Source organism: Desulfuromonas sp. KJ2020, from assembly GCF_024197615.1.
Classification (GTDB): domain Bacteria; phylum Desulfobacterota; class Desulfuromonadia; order Desulfuromonadales; family SZUA-540; genus SZUA-540.
Genome location: NZ_JAKUKE010000002.1, coordinates 62865 through 78284, shown reverse-complemented (window position 1 = coordinate 78284; position 15420 = coordinate 62865). Strand labels below are relative to the sequence as shown.

At 59.8% G+C, this 15420-nt stretch carries 15 protein-coding genes; 14 read left to right on the top strand and 1 reads right to left on the bottom strand.

All coding sequences use genetic code 11. From position 1 onward, the window contains the following. The first annotated feature begins 100 nt into the window (after nt 1–100). The 10 genes from MJO47_RS08010 (at nt 101) to MJO47_RS07965 (ending at nt 9404) form a co-directional block, all read left to right on the top strand. Complete coding sequence (locus MJO47_RS08010) at nt 101–2383, top strand: Tex family protein (RefSeq protein WP_253960622.1); 2283 nt, start codon at nt 101–103, stop codon at nt 2381–2383. Between the two features lie 64 nt (nt 2384–2447). After that, nucleotides 2448–2849: a GxxExxY protein gene (locus MJO47_RS08005; protein WP_371926653.1), complete on the top strand. Its 402-nt coding sequence runs from the start codon at nt 2448–2450 to the stop codon at nt 2847–2849. A 73-nt stretch (nt 2850–2922) separates the two neighbouring features. Further along, nucleotides 2923–3798: a PHP domain-containing protein gene (locus MJO47_RS08000; protein ID WP_253960621.1), complete on the top strand. Its 876-nt coding sequence runs from the start codon at nt 2923–2925 to the stop codon at nt 3796–3798. A gap of 12 nt (nt 3799–3810) precedes the next feature. After that, nucleotides 3811–5964, top strand: a complete 2154-nt coding sequence (gene rlmKL / locus MJO47_RS07995) for a bifunctional 23S rRNA (guanine(2069)-N(7))-methyltransferase RlmK/23S rRNA (guanine(2445)-N(2))-methyltransferase RlmL (RefSeq protein WP_253960620.1) — start codon at nt 3811–3813, stop codon at nt 5962–5964. Nucleotides 5965–6110: 146 nt separating this feature from the next. Then, nucleotides 6111–6584 (top strand): YbaK/EbsC family protein, encoded by a 474-nt coding sequence (locus MJO47_RS07990; RefSeq protein WP_253960619.1) that lies wholly within the window; start codon nt 6111–6113, stop codon nt 6582–6584. Between the two features lie 127 nt (nt 6585–6711). Then, complete coding sequence (locus MJO47_RS07985; RefSeq protein WP_253960618.1) at nt 6712–7242, top strand: murein L,D-transpeptidase family protein; 531 nt, start codon at nt 6712–6714, stop codon at nt 7240–7242. Between the two features lie 32 nt (nt 7243–7274). Beyond that, nucleotides 7275–7670 (top strand): TM2 domain-containing protein, encoded by a 396-nt coding sequence (locus MJO47_RS07980; RefSeq protein ID WP_253960617.1) that lies wholly within the window; start codon nt 7275–7277, stop codon nt 7668–7670. A gap of 5 nt (nt 7671–7675) precedes the next feature. Next, complete coding sequence (locus MJO47_RS07975) at nt 7676–8077, top strand: DUF309 domain-containing protein (protein WP_253960616.1); 402 nt, start codon at nt 7676–7678, stop codon at nt 8075–8077. Between the two features lie 177 nt (nt 8078–8254). Then, complete coding sequence (locus MJO47_RS07970) at nt 8255–8992, top strand: response regulator (protein WP_253960615.1); 738 nt, start codon at nt 8255–8257, stop codon at nt 8990–8992. Between the two features lie 31 nt (nt 8993–9023). Beyond that, nucleotides 9024–9404, top strand: coding sequence for a VOC family protein (locus MJO47_RS07965; RefSeq protein ID WP_253960614.1), 381 nt, complete (start codon nt 9024–9026; stop codon nt 9402–9404). 71 nt (nt 9405–9475) lie between these two features. Here the strand turns inward: MJO47_RS07965 and MJO47_RS07960 are convergent, their stop codons facing one another. Beyond that, on the bottom strand, nt 9476–10042 hold the full coding sequence (locus MJO47_RS07960) for a manganese efflux pump MntP family protein (RefSeq protein ID WP_253960613.1): 567 nt from the start codon (nt 10040–10042) through the stop codon (nt 9476–9478). A gap of 221 nt (nt 10043–10263) precedes the next feature. On the opposite strand from MJO47_RS07960, the gene MJO47_RS07955 reads away from it, so the two are divergent. From MJO47_RS07955 to MJO47_RS07940, 4 genes are all read left to right on the top strand, one after another. Next, nucleotides 10264–11028 carry a DsbC family protein gene (locus MJO47_RS07955; protein ID WP_253960612.1) on the top strand — a complete coding sequence of 255 codons (765 nt, stop codon included), beginning with the start codon at nt 10264–10266 and terminating at the stop codon, nt 11026–11028. Between the two features lie 114 nt (nt 11029–11142). Further along, entirely contained in the window at nt 11143–11913 is a 771-nt protein-coding gene (locus tag MJO47_RS07950; protein ID WP_253960611.1) for an enoyl-ACP reductase, read from the top strand. Between the two features lie 67 nt (nt 11914–11980). Further along, nucleotides 11981–13618 (top strand): GTPase HflX, encoded by a 1638-nt coding sequence (gene hflX, locus MJO47_RS07945; protein WP_253960610.1) that lies wholly within the window; start codon nt 11981–11983, stop codon nt 13616–13618. Nucleotides 13619–13669: 51 nt separating this feature from the next. Then, the gene (locus MJO47_RS07940) at nt 13670–15340 is read left to right on the top strand and encodes a LysM peptidoglycan-binding domain-containing protein (protein ID WP_253960609.1); all 1671 of its coding nucleotides are present in this window, start codon (nt 13670–13672) and stop codon (nt 15338–15340) included. The last annotated feature ends 80 nt before the right edge of the window (nt 15341–15420 follow it).

The following is a 15420-nucleotide window of genomic DNA, read 5'->3' as shown; positions in this document are numbered from 1 at the left end:
AGGCCGGTCAAGAAATGCCCACGGCGAAAAGCTTCTCATTGGCGGGTGGCCGTGCTAGAATCCCCGCCTTTGATTTCCAACGGCAGAAAAGGAAGCACCCATGGCATTGACCGACATTCAGATCAACCGCATATTGACCACCCTGGTCGAAGAGACCGCTCTGAGCCCCTCCCAGGTCCGCAACACCGTCGAGCTGCTGCAGGAAGGGGCGACCGTCCCCTTCATCGCCCGTTACCGCAAGGAGCGTACCGGCGAGCTGGACGAGGTGCAGGTGCGCACCCTCGAGGAGCGCTTTGATTATTTCAAGGAGCTGGAAGAACGCAAGACCACGGTGCTGGCCACCATAGACGAACAGGGCAAGCTGACGCCGGAGCTGAAAGCCCGCATCGAGGCCTGCCGCCAGAAGAACGAGCTGGAAGACCTCTATCTCCCCTACAAGCCCAAGCGTCGCACCAAGGCGACCATCGCTCGGGAGCGCGGGCTGGAACCTCTGGCCGACCTCATCGCTGCGCAGCAGGTCAAAAGCGGCTCGCTGCAGGAGGTGGCGGCACCCTTCGTCGATCCGGACAAAGAAGTAGCCGACGCCGACGCCGCCCTGGAGGGAGCCGGCCACATCCTGGCGGAACGTCTCTCCGAGGATGCCGACGTGCGCGCCCTGGTGCGCCGCCTGACCTGGGAGCAGGGAGTGTTCGTCTCCAAGGTGGCACCGGATAAGGCCGGGGCCGTGAGTAAGTTCGAGATGTACTACGACTACCAGGAGCCCCTGCGGCTGATTCCCTCTCACCGTATGCTGGCCATGCGCCGTGGTGAAAAGGAGGAGGTGCTGCGGCTCTCCCTGTTGGCGCCGGAAGAGGAGATTCTCCGGGGGATGCAGACCCGCCTCATCACCGGGCCGAGTCTTTTCGGCAACTTTTTGCAGGGGGTGGCTGCTGATGCCTACCGGCGGCTGCTGGCCCCATCCATCGAGGTGGAGCTGCGTCTCGAAGCCAAGAAGGCGGCCGACGAGGCGGCCATCCAGATCTTTGCTGACAACCTGAAAAATCTGCTGCTGTTGCCGCCGGCCGGCAGCAAACGGGTGCTCGGTGTTGACCCCGGTCTGCGCACCGGCTCCAAGCTGGCGGTGGTGGACGAAACGGGGCGCTATCTGGAGAATGCCACCATCTACCCCCACACCGGCGCTGGCAAGATCGCCCCCGCCCGGGCTGAACTGCTGCGATTGCTCAAGGACCATGGTATCGAAATGATCGCCATCGGCAATGGTACCGCCAGCCGCGAGATGGATCAGTTCGTGCGCGAAACCCTGCGGGAAGCCGGTCTGCAGCTGCCGGTGGTCATCGTCAACGAGGCGGGGGCCAGCGTATATTCAGCGTCGGATATCGCCCGTGAAGAATTTCCCGATCTCGACCTCACCGTGCGCGGGGCCATCAGCATCGCCCGCCGCCTGCAGGATCCGCTGGCCGAGCTGGTCAAGATCGATGCCAAGAGCATCGGCGTCGGCCAGTACCAGCACGATGTCAATCAGACCGCTCTAAAAAAGGCCCTCGACGCCGTGGTGGAGAGCTGCGTCAACTATGTCGGGGTCGATCTGAAGACGGCCTCCTGGGCGTTGCTCTCCTACGTGTCGGGCATCGGCGAATCCCTGGCCCGCGCCATCGTGCGCTATCGGGACGAGCACGGCGCTTTCGCCAGCCGCAAGGCGTTGCTCAAGGTGCCTCGCTTCGGCGACAAGGCCTTTGAGCAGGCCGCCGGTTTTCTGCGCATTCGCGAGGGGGAGAATCCGCTGGACAACACCGCTGTGCATCCGGAGAACTATGCTCTGGTGAAAAAAATGGCCACCGACCTCGGTGTGTCGGTGGAAAAGCTGGCCGCCAACGAGGAGCTCATCGATCTTATCGACCTGAAACGCTACGTCGACGGCGAGGTCGGCCTGCCCACCCTGCGCGACATCGTCGCCGAGCTGAAAAAGCCCGGCCGCGACCCGCGCGAGGCCTTCCAGGCCGTGGCCTTCCGCGAGGATGTCGTCGAGATCGGCGACCTCAAGGAAGGGATGCTGCTGCAGGGGACGGTGACCAACGTGGCCGCATTCGGCGCCTTTGTCGATGTCGGTGTGCATCAGGACGGCCTCGTGCATATCAGCCACCTGGCCGACCGTTTCATCAAAGACCCCAATGACGCGGTCAAGGTCGGCGAGATCGTCAAAGTCAAAGTGCTCGCCGTCGACGTACCGCGCAAACGTATCAGCCTCTCCATCAAGGAGGCTCTCGCCGGGGGCGGTGGCAACAGCAATCCGTCCCGTCCGGAAAAACCCCGTGAGCCGCGGCCGCGCCAGGACGAGGCCAGTTCCTGGGAAAAGGCGGGATTTCGGGTGAAGAAAAAAGGATAATCAAGGGCGGCCTCGCGCCCGTTCGCTTCGCTCCCTTGAGTACGCAGAGGGCGCTAAGAAAGGCATGTTAGAGATGAATAAGGATGCGCTGAATCAGCTGTCCTCTTCGGTTATAAATGGGGCCATATGCGTTCATCGGGAACTGGGGCCTGGGTTACTGGAGTCCGTTTATCAGTCGTGTCTGGCTTATGAGTTGAAGGAACGGGGAATGGAGGTCGTGACGGAGGTGGCACTTCCCATTTTTTATCGGGGGAATCGGATAGAAAGTGGCCTTCGTCTGGATATGATCATCGAGAACCGATTGGTGATCGAGTTGAAATCTGTTGAAAAAGTTTTGCCGGTGCATGTCAAACAATTGCTCACGTACCTGCGTCTCGCTGATATGCCGCTAGGGTTGCTGATCAACTTCAATGAATCGTTACTCAAAGACGGCATCACCCGTTTGGCCAACAACCCGTACTTGTGATTTTCTCTGCGTTCTTTGCGTGCTCTAGCGACGGCAGGGAGCGGGCGAGAGGACGCTATTAAAAGGACTTTTCATGAACATGAAATGGGTGGATCTGCATCTCCATTCGACCTGTTCCGATGGCCTCTACACACCCGCAGAGGTGGTGCGCCGTGCGGCGGCGGCCGGGCTGGCGGCGGTCGCTTTGGCCGATCATGACAATATCGACGGTATCGAGGCCGCCATGGCGGCCGGAGCAGAGTGGGGGGTGGAGGTGCTCTCCGGGGTCGAACTGTCGGTGGTGTGGCAGGCCTACAACGATATCCATCTGCTCGGCTACGGGTTTGACCATCATCATTCCGAACTGGTCGAAGCGCTGGCCTCTTTTCAGGACTTTCGGGAACGGCGCAACGAGTTGATCGTCGAGCGGGTGAACGAGAAGCTCCGTACGGAGGGGCGTGCTCCCCTGGACTTCGACGAGGTGGCGGCTAAGGCCGATGGCACCCTGGGCCGACCCCACATCGCCATGGCCCTGCAGGAAAAAGGCTATGTACGCGGCAGCGAGGACGCCTTTCAGCGTTATCTCATCCCCTGCAACGTGGAAAAACGCACCTTTCCCATCGACGAGGCCATAGCCCTGATTCAGCGGGCCGGCGGCGTGACGGTGCTGGCCCATCCCCCCTTCATTACCACGGACAGGACGGCCTTTCTGGACCTGCTCGGCACCTTCGCCGCCCTGGGGCTCGATGGGGTCGAGGCGTACAATTCGGGCTCCAGTCTCGATGACATCGATTGGTATATCACCCAGGCACGTCGGCGAGGACTCATCGTCACCGGCGGCTCCGATTTTCATGGGCCGGACACGGGCATTATCGCCATCGGCTCGGGGCGCGGTCAGCTCAAAATTCCCTATCGCTGTGTCGAGGATATCCGACAGGTACTGCACCGGCGCTATGCTTCGCCGGACTAAAGAGAGGTCTAGATGCATTCCACCACCACCTTTTTCGCGACGGCTCCCAAAGGGCTGGAGGCGCTGCTGGCCGATGAACTGCGGGGGCTGGGGGCTCAGGAGGTCAAGGAGACGCGGGCGGGTGTCAGTTTTAGCGGCTCCCTGGCTGTCGGTTACCGTGCGTGCCTGTGGTCCCGGCTGGCCAGTCGCATCCTGCTGACCCTGGCCAATTTTACGGCGACAACCTATGAAGAGCTCTACGCTGGGGTCCAGGCCATTGACTGGCGGGAGCATCTGGGCGAGGAAGGCTCCCTGGCGGTGGACTGCAACTGCGTGCAGTCGCCGCTGCAGCATTCCCACTACGCCGCACTTAAGGTCAAGGATGCCATTGTTGACCAGTTGCGCGAGGTGCGTGGGCAGCGGCCGTCCGTGGAACTGGAGCGGCCGTCGATTCGGGTCAACGTCCATGTCCAGCGCGAGCAGGTGAGCCTGAGCCTCGATCTGTCGGGGGAGAGCCTGCACCGCCGAGGCTACCGGCAGGAGCAGGTGCTGGCGCCGGTCAAAGAAAACCTGGCGGCGGCCATCCTGCTGCGGGCCAACTGGCCGCAGATTGCGGCCGGCGGCGGCACCCTGGTCGATCCCATGTGCGGCTCGGGTACCCTGGTGCTGGAGGCTGCCCTGATGGCGGCGGATATCGCCCCCGGTCTCAGCCGCACCTATTTTGGGTTTCTCGGCTGGCAGGGACACGACGACGCGGTCTGGCAGGACCTGCTGGGCGAAGCGACAGCCCGCCGGCAAGCCGGGCTGCAGACACTACCCCCCCTGTTCGGCTTCGACCTCGAAGCCCAGGCGGTGCGGGCGGCGCAGGCCAACGCTCGGCTGGCCGGATTGGAGTCGGCCGTTGTTTTCGAGAAGCACGAGGTCGCTGACCTGGTAGCCCCGGCCGGTACCGAAGGGAAAGGCGGGCTGGTACTGACCAATCCCCCCTATGGCGAGCGCCTCGGCGAAGTCAACCACCTGCGCTCGCTCTACGCCCAGCTAGGTGAGCGGCTGCAGGAGCACTTTGTCGGCTGGAAAGCTGCCGTCTTTACCGGCAATCCCGATCTAGCCCGGAACCTGGGTTTGCGCGCCCGCCGCAAGCACAGCTTCTTCAACGGGGCGCTCCCCTGCCAATTGCTCCACTTCGAGGTGGATCCCCAGTGGTTTTACGGGGCCGACGTTTCGGAAGAAACCCGCCACGCCGCCCGGACTCCCGGCGCCGAAATGTTCGCCAACCGCCTGAAGAAGAACCTGCGCACCCTGGGGCGTTGGGCCCGGCAGAACGACATCTTCTGCTACCGTCTTTACGATGCTGACATGCCCGAGTACGCCGTTGCCGTCGATCTCTACGGCGACTGGGTCCATGTGCAGGAATACGCCCCGCCCGCTACCGTGGATTCCCGTCAGGCCGCGATCCGGCTGCGGGAGATCCGGGCCGTGCTCCCCGAAGTGCTGCAGTTGCCGCCTGAACAGATCGTCTTCAAGGTGCGGCAGAAGCAGAAGGGGAGTACCCAGTACGAAAAACTCGCCCGTCGCGGCGAACTGCTCAAGGTGGGGGAGAGCGGCTGCAGTTTTCTGGTCAATCTCACCGATTACCTCGACACCGGTCTTTTTCTCGACCATCGCCTCACCCGGGAGCTCATCGCCGAACTGGCCGCCGGCAAGACCTTTCTCAACCTCTTCGCCTACACCGGCTCGGCCACGGTCTACGCCGCCAAAGGGGGCGCCTCCGCCACCACCACCGTGGACATGTCGCGCACCTATCTGGACTGGGCCCAAAAGAACATGGCCGTCAACGGTTTCACCGGCAGCCGCCATGAATTCATCCAGGCCGACTGCCTCAAGTGGCTGCGCCAGGAGAAGCGCCGTTTTGACCTGATCTTTCTCGATCCACCCACCTTCTCCAACTCCAAGTCCATGACTGACAGCTTCGATGTGCAGCGCGATCACGTCCCCCTGCTGCGCGACACGGCCCGGCTGCTCAGTCCCGGCGGGGTATTGATCTTCTCCAACAATAACCGCAAGTTCAAAATGGAAGCGGCGGCCCTGCCCGAGCTACAGATCGAGGATATCACGGCAAAAACCATCCCGCGGGATTTCGAGCGCAATCGCCGTATTCACAATTGCTGGAAGATTCAAAAGAAGTAAACCGGCCTCGCGCCCGTTCGCTTTGCTCTCTTGAGCACACAGAGAACACAGAGAAAACCATAAAAAATTTGTCTATCTCTGCGTTCTCTGTGTGCTCTAGCGACTGAAAGGAGCGGGCGAGAAATCGGTCTGCCTGGAGGAGTTTTATGCCGACGATCGATGATGTGAAAGCTTTTTTAGTTCCACAAGGGATAGAAGTGCGGGAGTTTGCCGAACCGACGCCGACCTGCGAAACTGCCGCGGCGGCGGTTGGTTGCCAGCCGGCCCAGATTGCCAAGAGCGTCCTTTTGCTGGTGGGGGAGAATCCCGTGCTGGTGGTGACCTGCGGTGATACCAAGGTGAAGAGTTCGAAGCTCAAGAAAGCCATGGGACTGTCGGGGAAGGTGCGCCTGCCTGAGGCCGACGAGGTCATTCGCCACACCGGCTATGCGCCAGGCGGGGTCTGCCCCTTTTTGCTGTCGCCTCAATTGCCGGTGCTGCTGGATGAATCCCTGGCGCGCTTTGAGCGGGTCTATGCTGCTGCCGGCAACTCCCATTCCGCCGTGCCGGTGACCCTGGCGCAGCTGCAGGAGATCACCCGCGGCAGGCGGGCGGAGGTCTGCGATCTGATTTCGCCCTAGGTTTTAATCCGGGCATTTTCTTTGCAGAAAAATTCCGAAACCCGGATTTTCGTCTCTTTTTGGGTCAAATGCCCGACACCCCCAAACAGCGCCGACCGGATTCCACCTGTCTCGGAGAATCAAGATCATGCCTGTACGCAAGACCCTGGTGATGCTGATAACGATGTTGCTCTTGCTGCTGATCGCCGCGCCGGTGTTCGCCATGCAGGGGCATATCCCCTTGCCGGAGGGAATCCGCGCCGACACCATTCTGGTCGAAAAGGCGGCCAGACTTTTGACACTCTATCGGGACGGTGAGCGCATCAAGAGTTACCGCATTTCCCTCGGAGGCAAACCTGTCGGCCCCAAAGTGCGCCAGGGCGACCTGCGCACGCCGGAAGGACGCTACCGCATTGCTTCCCGCAATGAACAGAGCCGCTTTCACCGGGCGCTGCGCATTTCCTATCCCAATACGCGTGATCTGCGCAGAGCCCATAAAATGGGCGTTTCTCCCGGCAGCGATATCATGATTCACGGGCTGGGCGATCGCTTTGCCTGGCTTGGTCGGCAGCATTTTCTGGCGGACTGGACCGAAGGGTGCATCGCCGTTACCAATGAAGAGATCGAAGAAATCTGGCGCCTGGTTCCCGACGGGGCGGGCGTTCTTATTTTGCCATGAAAGACGGTTTTTGGTGAAAGGAGGCTGCGGCCATGGCTATCGAGGAAGGTTCACACAGCAAGGCCATAGGGTATATCCTCTGGCTTTTCGGTTTTACCGGCTCTCACCGTTTTTACTACGGCAAGCCCATCACAGGAACAATCTATTTCTTTACGCTTGGCCTGCTTGGCATCGGTTGGCTTATCGACCTTTTTCTCATCCCGGCCATGGACCGTCAGGCCGAGCTGCGGTTTTCTCCCGGCCCCATTGACTACAATCTGACCTGGATTCTGCTGACCTTTCTAGGCCTCTTTGGTGTGCATCGCATGTATATGGGCAAGTGGATTACCGGTATTGTCTATCTGTTGACCGGTGGGCTTTTCGGCCTTGGCTACATTTACGACTACTGGACCCTGAACGAACAGATCGCCCTGATCAACCGGCGGTGAGCCAAATGGATAATCCGACCGACTGCGACACCTTTCCCTGCGAGGCCCTTTCCGCTGCTGTTCGCCAGTTCAATGAGGGCCGCTACTTTGTATGCCACGAAACCCTGGAGGATCTGTGGAAAGATGAAGCCGGGCCGATGCGGGATCTGTACAAGGGGATTTTGCAGATCGGCATCGGGCTGCTGCACTGGCAGAAGGGCAATTTTGGCGGGGCTTGTGCCCTGCTCAAGGGGGGGATCGGCTACCTGCACCCTTTTGCTCCAGTCTGTCGCCGCCTCGATGTGCAGACCCTGCTGCGGGACTCCGAGCGCTTTCTGCAGCGGTTACAGGCCGCTGGCGCCGCGCACATGGCCGATATCCCCCACTCTTTCGTGCCGCGCATTGGGTGGCGGGAAGATACCTGCTGATGGCTTTTTTTGCGTAGTTCGCCCGGACTTTTCGAAATGAAGATCAGAATGGTCATAAAAGGCTTTTTTGGGCGCTCGTTTTCGTGTTATATAAATGCCATATCCGGTAAGACGCGATAGACTCATGATCTTCAATTGTCCGGCACGACATCTGCCGGCGTTAAGGGGAGGGAACCCATGAATCAGAAACCCACGGTGCTGGTCGCCGATAGAGACGAGGATTTTCTTGCGCAGGTCGCTACTCTTCTCGATCGCATGGATTTCAAAGTTCTGCCGGTTACGAGTGGCGCTGAACTTTTGGATGCGGTGAATGTCATGCTCCCCGATATCATCCTGGTCGACGTCGACCTCCCCGAACCTGGCGGCCTGTCCTCTCTCAAGGCGCTCAAGGAGGCCGGCCAGCTTTCGCGGGTCCCCGTGGTGCTGGTGTCGGAAAAGGCCGATATGGGTATCTATAAGCAATGCCAGGATTATGGCCCCTGCAGCTTTCTCATGAAACCTTTGCTGGTCGAGGAGTTGCATTCAACCCTGCAACTCGTTCAGGTCCGGGACACGGGCGGACGTAAGCGCCTCCGCGCCCCCTTCATGGATACCGTGGTGGTGCGGGCCGCTGGCCGAACGCTCCAATGCCCTGGCGTCACCCTGTCGGAAGGCGGCGTCTGTGTGCAGCAGAATCCACCTCTGCCGGTGGGAACCACCGTGGAGGTTGTCCTCTCTCTGCCGACGGGCGGGCCATTGACGCTGAGTGGCCGGGTGAGTTATGTGCAGCAGGAGCAAGCCGGGGGTGGCGATGGTCCCTCCATGGCGATCGTTTTTGATCCTGTTTCTGCGGAGGTCTCGACACGTGTGCGGGAATTCGTTATCCTCCTGCTTGTTGGCGATATGCTGGATGAGCAGGGGGCGTGCGCGCCCTGAGCGGCAAAGAGACTTGTCAAAGGAGGAAGGAATGGATTATCAGATGATTCACGTCTGCCTGCGGGTATTCAACCTGGCGGCTTCGGAAAAATTTTATCGGGAAGCCTTTGGCTTCGAAGTGTCCCGGCGCCTCGATTTTGACGAGCAGGGTTTCACTCTTTGCTACATGCGCGCTCCCGGGCAGTCCTTTGAGCTGGAACTGACCCACAACCATGATCGCGACAAGCCTTATGAGGTTGGGGACGGCTACTCCCACATCGCGCTTGCCGTCAAAGACCTCGAAACCTCACACCGGCGTCACGAGGAGCTGGGTCTCAACCCGCGGCCGATCAAAGGGCTGGGCGATGCCGTGGGGAGGTTTTACTTTCTGGCCGATCCGGATGGCTATATGGTCGAAGTTATCCGGGCCTGACCGGCATGCTGGTCAGGCTGGAACAGACAGGATACAGGGGTCCCATGGGGCCCCTTTTTTTGATGGTGCCGTCAGGCGGCCCAGAGGGTATGTTCCAGCAGGATTCTGGCGCCAATGCCGATGAGGATCAGTCCTCCCAGGATTTCCACCCGTGGCCCCCACAGGGTGCCGATGCGGCGCCCCAGAAACATGCCGGCTACGGTCAGGGCGCCGGCAACGATCCCGATCACTGCGGCCGGAATCCAGATGCTCACCCCGATCATCGCCAGGGTCAGCCCCACGGCCAAGGCATCGATGCTGGTGGCCAGGGAAAGCATGACCAGGGTCATGCCGCGGGTCGGGTCTCTGTTGTCCCGCTCTTCCTCGGCATGGAACGCCTCCCGGATCATTTTGCCGCCGACGAAAGCGAGCAGGGCGAAAGCCAGCCAGTGGTCGTAAGCCGTTATCCACTGCTGCACCGTCAGGCCGGCCAGCCAGCCGAGGATGGGCATGAGGGCCTGGAAGAGGCCAAAGTGGAAGCCGAGGCGAAAAAGATGGCGACCGGTGAGGCGCTCAAGGGTCAGCCCCGCACCGAGGGCGACGGCAAAGGCATCCATGGCCAACGCCAAGGCGATGCCGATAAGGGTCGAGTTTGACATGGCAATAGCTCTCTGGTGAAGTTCGGCCGTCTGGTGAGTGCGCGACCGGATGGTGATTCTCGTCCACCTCAGGGCAAAAGTCAACGTTGTGACGGGGGCCGTTGGCTTGGTGGTTGCGAAAAGTGCCCAAGCGTATTATTCTTGCTGGCAGATTTTTCGTGTTCATTTCAGAGCGTCGCGACGAAATCGTCGACAGAGAATAAGAGCGGAAAGGACGACAAATGAAAAAACTGTTTTTTACCATACTGTTCATGGGTCTTTTCAATCTCAATGCCCTGGCTTTTCAGAAGGATGGCTGTGGGGCAGGGGAATGCCGCCAATGCCACAGCCTCTCACAGCAAGAAGCCGGTGAACTGCTCAAGGATGGCGTGGACAAGGTGTTGCGGGTTGACTTTGCCGAGGTTCCCGGCCTGTGGCTGGTGGAAGCCGAAAAGCAGGGCAAGCGCTTTCCGCTTTACGTTGATTTTTCCAAGAGCTACGTGGTCGCGGGAAACGTCATCCGCCTGAAGGACGGCAAAAACCTGACCAGCCAGCGCGAGGCGGAACTCAACCGCATTGATGTCGGCCGCATTCCTTTGCAGGATGCCCTCGTCCTGGGGAATCCCCAGGCGTCGACCCGCGTCATTGTCTTTACCGATCCCGAATGCCCCTACTGCAAAAAGCTGCACGTCGAACTTCAGGAAGTGGTGCGTCGCGATCCGGATATCGCTTTTCTGATCAAATTGTTCCCCCTCAAGATGCACCCCAAGGCCTACGGAATCTCCCAGAGCATCATCTGTGCCGGCTCGCTGGAGATGCTGGAGGACAGCTTCGCCGGCAAACCGGTGCCCGTTCCACTCTGTGATACGGATGTGGTGGATCAGACCATTGCCCTGGCCCCGCAGTTGGGTATCCGTTCGACCCCCACCCTGGTTCTGCCTGACGGACTGGTGGCTCCCGGCTACAAGAAGGCCGATGATCTGCTGAAGCTTATCAAGGGGCAGTAAGCAGGCGGCCGGGGAAATGCCGACGCGGCTAAACTTCTTGCTTTATCTTCACCTATCTGCTAATAAAAACCACTTGCGTTAAGTGGTTGAGAATATCATGGAGGACGAAACGATATGGGTTTGATGACGGGAAAACGCGGCATTATTTTTGGTGTCGCCAACGATATGAGCATCGCTTGGGGAGCGGCCCAGCAACTTAAGGAAGCCGGCGCCACCCTGGCTTTCACCTATCTCAATGAAGCGCTGGAAAAGCGGGTTCGCCCCCTGGCCGAAAGCCTGGGGTCCGATCTGATCCTCCCCTGTGATGTTGGGCGTGATGAGGACATCGAAGCGGTTTTCGCCAAGGTAAAAGAAGTCTGGGGGGATATCGACTTTGTCGTGCATTCCGTCGCCTTCGCCAACAAGGACGACCTCAAGCGTCCCTTCAGCGAAACGAGTCGCGAAGGTTTCAAGCTGGCCATGGATATCAGCGCCTACTCTCTGGTGGCCGTCACCCGCTATGCGGTACCCCTCATGAACAACGGCGGCAGCGTTGTTACTCTGACCTATCTGGGCGCCACCCGCGCCGTGCCCAACTACAATGTCATGGGCGTGGCCAAGGCGGCCCTGGAGGCCTCGGTGCGTTACCTGGCCGCCGAACTTGGCGAGAAGAAGATCCGGGTCAACGCCGTGTCGGCCGGCCCCATCAAGACGTTGGCTGCCTCGGGTGTTGGCGGTCTGCGCGAGAAACTCAAGCTGATGGATCAGTACGCGCCTCTGCGCCGGGCTGTTGACCAGCAGGATGTAGGCAAGTCCGTCGTTTACATGGTTTCCGATCTCTCCAGCGGCGTGACCGGCGAAGTCCATTTCGTCGATGGCGGCTTCAGTACCGTCGTGCCCGCCTGAGAAAGCGGGTCTTGTTGAAAGTTTACAAGGGCCCGCAAGGGCCCTTTTCTTTTAGGGGGACCACCGGTTGATCCACGGTAATGTCACGGGGCTCAAACCCAGCCAGCTCAAAGCTCTTGAACGGATCGCCAATCGGCGGGTGCCTGTCGGTGAGGTCGTCACCGCCGAACTGGCCCGCTATCTGACGGAACGCTCCTTCGAGATCGGCAGGCAGCTCGGGATTATTGTCGACCGGCAGGGGACGGTGCGGTATGTCATCGTCGGGGACGACCGGGAAATCGTCATTCCTGATCTGTCCTCCTATGCCTTGGGGCGCAGCGGTCTGCGGGGCCTGCGCTGCATCCACACCCACCTTAAGGGAGAACCCCTCTCCCAGGACGATCTCACCGACCTGGCCCTGCTGCGCCTCGACCTGATGATGGTGCTGACCGTGGGACAGCAGGGGCTTCCCGGCAAGGTTCACTACGCCCATCTGCTGCCCCCCAATCCGGAAGGCAAAAGCGTCGAAGTTCTGAGCGCCCCGTCCATCTACGCCCTGGACCTGGAGGCAGCGACCTTTTTCCGTTCTCTTGATGAGGAGTTGGAGCGGAAGATGGCCGAAACCATCGATCTGGCCGACACCCGGGAGAAGGCCATTCTGATCTCGGTAAGCCAGCAGGGACGCCAGCAGGTGGAGGATTCCCTTGATGAACTGGCTGAACTGGCTCGCACGGCCGATGTGCTGGTCGTCGACCGGGTCATGCAGCGTCCGCGGCAGCTCAATCCCAAATACCTGATGGGCGAGGGGAAAATCAAGGAAGTGGTTATCGCCGCCTTGCAGCAGGGAGCCACCCTGCTGGTCTTCGATCAGGATCTCAGCCCGACCCAGGTGCGTTCCCTGTCGGCCATCACCGATCTCAAGGTTGTCGACCGTTCGCAGCTCATCCTCGACATCTTCGCCCGCCGCGCCCATACCCTCGACGGCAAGGTGCAGGTTGAACTGGCCCAGCTCAAATATATCCTGCCCCGCCTCACCGGCAAAGGCACCGCCTTCTCCCGTTTGATGGGCGGCATCGGTGGTCGTGGCCCCGGGGAAACCAAGCTGGAAATCGATCGACGGCGCATCCGCGATCGCATCTCCCGCCTCGAAAAGCAGCTGCAGAATCTGGAAAAAGGGCGGCGGCAGCGGCGGCAGCGGCGGATTCGCACCGATGTCCCCATCGTTTCGATCGTCGGTTACACCAATGCCGGCAAATCCACTCTGCTCAATGCGCTCACCCAGAGCCAGGTGCTGACGGAAGACCTTCTGTTTGCCACCCTTGACACGGCAACGCGGCGGCTGCGCTTTCCCATGGAACGCGAGGTCATTATCACCGACACCGTCGGCTTTATCCGCCATCTGCCCAAGAGCCTGATGGGGGCCTTCAAGGCTACACTGGAAGAGCTGGAAGATGCCGACCTGCTGCTGCATGTGGTCGACCTTTCCAATCCGCGTTTCGAAGAGCAGATGGCCGCCGTTGAAAAAATTCTGACCGACCTGGAGCTGCACCGCATCCCCCGCCTGCTGGTTTTCAACAAAATCGACCTGGTTCCAGAAGAAGAGGTCCCACCCCTGTGTCGCCGCTTTGAGGCTATCCCGGTCAGTGCCCGTGACCGCGCCACTTTCATGCCGCTGCTGCATGAACTGGAACGACGTTTCTGGCCCGACTCGGGCGGAACTCCTTGACACACAAGGGGTTTCCATGTAGTTTTGGCCTTCGGAAAACGGGAGGTTGTTATGAAAATACCGGGGGCTATCGCCCTGTTTCTCTTGCTCGCAGGGTGCACGCCGACGTTTTTGGGGGGGGCGGGTTCTGGCTCTTCCGTCCCTGAAGAAAGCGCCGCCAGCGAAAATCGACTCAGCGAACACTTATCCCTGCTGGTCCACTCCGACCAGGCCATGGCCTATTATTCCCTTCTCGATGCCGATGTGGACCTCTCCTCTCTCGATCCTCTCGTCTTGCCCGATGACGATGAACTGCTGCTCCTTTCCGATGAGCAGACGCCGCCCGATGATGAAGGGGTTAATGTCGTTCCCGCTGAGGTTACTTTTGATTTTCCGGTAGTGGAAAATGAAAAGGTCCAGTATTTCATCGACTATTACGCCCGGCGCAGTCCGACCGCATTCCGGCGCTGGCTCGAGCGCTCGGGTCGCTATCTTCCTATGATGCGGCAGATTTTTGCCGAAGAAGGGCTGCCGCAGGACCTGACCTACCTGGCTATGATCGAATCGGGTTTCAATAATCGCGCTTACAGCTGGGCCCATGCGGCCGGGCCCTGGCAGTTTATCGAGAGTACCGGCAAGATTTTCGGTCTCCGGAACGACTGGTGGCGCGACGAACGTCGCGATTTTGAAAAATCGACCCGGGCGGCGGCGCGTTTTCTCAGGGATCTGCATCGCCAATTCGACGGTGACTGGTATCTTGCCATCGCTTCCTACAATGCGGGTGGCGGCAAATTGCGTCAGGCCATCCGTAAATACAACACCCGGGATTTCTGGGAGCTCAGCCACGGTTCCTATCTGCAGAACGAAACCAAGAATTACGTGCCCAAGTTGCTGGCGGTGACGCTGATCGCCAAGGAGCCGGAAAAGTACGGCTTTACCGACCTGGAATACGAGCAGCCCCTCGATTTCGAGGTGGCTCGCATTCCCAGTGCCACGGATCTGGAGATTGTCGCCGATCTTTGCGGCGTCCCCTATGATGAGATTAAAGCCCTGAACCCCGAGTTGAAGCGCTGGTCTACTCCCCCGGGCGAGAAGGATTACGCTCTGCGGGTCCCGGTGGGTACCCTGGGGGCCTTTACCGAAAAGTACGCCGTCATTCCTGCCGACGAGCGCGCCAATTATGCCCGCCACCGCATCCGGCAGGGCGATACGCTGCTCGCTCTGGCCAAAACACACGGCATTCGCGTCGATGACATCATCGCCCTGAACAATATCAAGAATCCCCGTGCCCTCAGGGTGGGTATGGATCTTATCCTGCCGCTCAAGAAGGGGTTTACCCACCGGCCCATCAATGAACTTTCCGACGATTATGTGCGCAGCAAAAGAGCGACCTATACCGTTCGTAAAGGTGATAGCCTCTGGAGCGTGGCCCGTCGGTTCGGGGTGAGGGAAAAAGAGTTGCGGGTGTGGAATCGCCTGGGCTGGAGCAATGTCATCCGCCCCGGCCAGACCCTCATCGTCAGCGCCACCTCGGCCAAGCCCGACAAGACTGCCGCCAAAAAGACCGGCCCGGTGCGCAAGATCGTCTATCGTGTCAAGTCCGGCGATACCCTCTGGGGGATCGGCAGGCAGTTTGATGTGGGGACGCATCAGATCATGGACTGGAACAATCTGTCCCAGGAGCACGTTTTGCGACCCGGTGACAGCCTGACCCTGATGGTCAGAGGTGATTTTCGGGGCTGAAGGTTTTGCTGTCGCCGGATATTTTTTGACTTTTAGCTGACCCGTTGCTAAACTTCCCCATTTTCATTCCTCTGGAAAGG

Excerpts from the sequence above, each read along its gene's own strand:
- MJO47_RS08010 (WP_253960622.1), top strand. The coding sequence starts at position 101 with ATGGCATTGACCGACATTCAGATCAACCGCATATTGACCACCCTGGTC.
- MJO47_RS08005 (WP_371926653.1), top strand. The coding sequence starts at position 2,448 with ATGTTAGAGATGAATAAGGATGCGCTGAATCAGCTGTCCTCTTCGGTT.
- MJO47_RS08000 (WP_253960621.1), top strand. The coding sequence starts at position 2,923 with ATGAACATGAAATGGGTGGATCTGCATCTCCATTCGACCTGTTCCGAT.
- rlmKL (WP_253960620.1), top strand. The coding sequence starts at position 3,811 with ATGCATTCCACCACCACCTTTTTCGCGACGGCTCCCAAAGGGCTGGAG.
- MJO47_RS07990 (WP_253960619.1), top strand. The coding sequence starts at position 6,111 with ATGCCGACGATCGATGATGTGAAAGCTTTTTTAGTTCCACAAGGGATA.
- MJO47_RS07985 (WP_253960618.1), top strand. The coding sequence starts at position 6,712 with ATGCCTGTACGCAAGACCCTGGTGATGCTGATAACGATGTTGCTCTTG.
- MJO47_RS07980 (WP_253960617.1), top strand. The coding sequence starts at position 7,275 with ATGGCTATCGAGGAAGGTTCACACAGCAAGGCCATAGGGTATATCCTC.
- MJO47_RS07975 (WP_253960616.1), top strand. The coding sequence starts at position 7,676 with ATGGATAATCCGACCGACTGCGACACCTTTCCCTGCGAGGCCCTTTCC.
- MJO47_RS07970 (WP_253960615.1), top strand. The coding sequence starts at position 8,255 with ATGAATCAGAAACCCACGGTGCTGGTCGCCGATAGAGACGAGGATTTT.
- MJO47_RS07965 (WP_253960614.1), top strand. The coding sequence starts at position 9,024 with ATGGATTATCAGATGATTCACGTCTGCCTGCGGGTATTCAACCTGGCG.
- MJO47_RS07960 (WP_253960613.1), bottom strand. The coding sequence starts at position 10,042 with ATGTCAAACTCGACCCTTATCGGCATCGCCTTGGCGTTGGCCATGGAT.
- MJO47_RS07955 (WP_253960612.1), top strand. The coding sequence starts at position 10,264 with ATGAAAAAACTGTTTTTTACCATACTGTTCATGGGTCTTTTCAATCTC.
- MJO47_RS07950 (WP_253960611.1), top strand. The coding sequence starts at position 11,143 with ATGGGTTTGATGACGGGAAAACGCGGCATTATTTTTGGTGTCGCCAAC.
- MJO47_RS07940 (WP_253960609.1), top strand. The coding sequence starts at position 13,670 with ATGAAAATACCGGGGGCTATCGCCCTGTTTCTCTTGCTCGCAGGGTGC.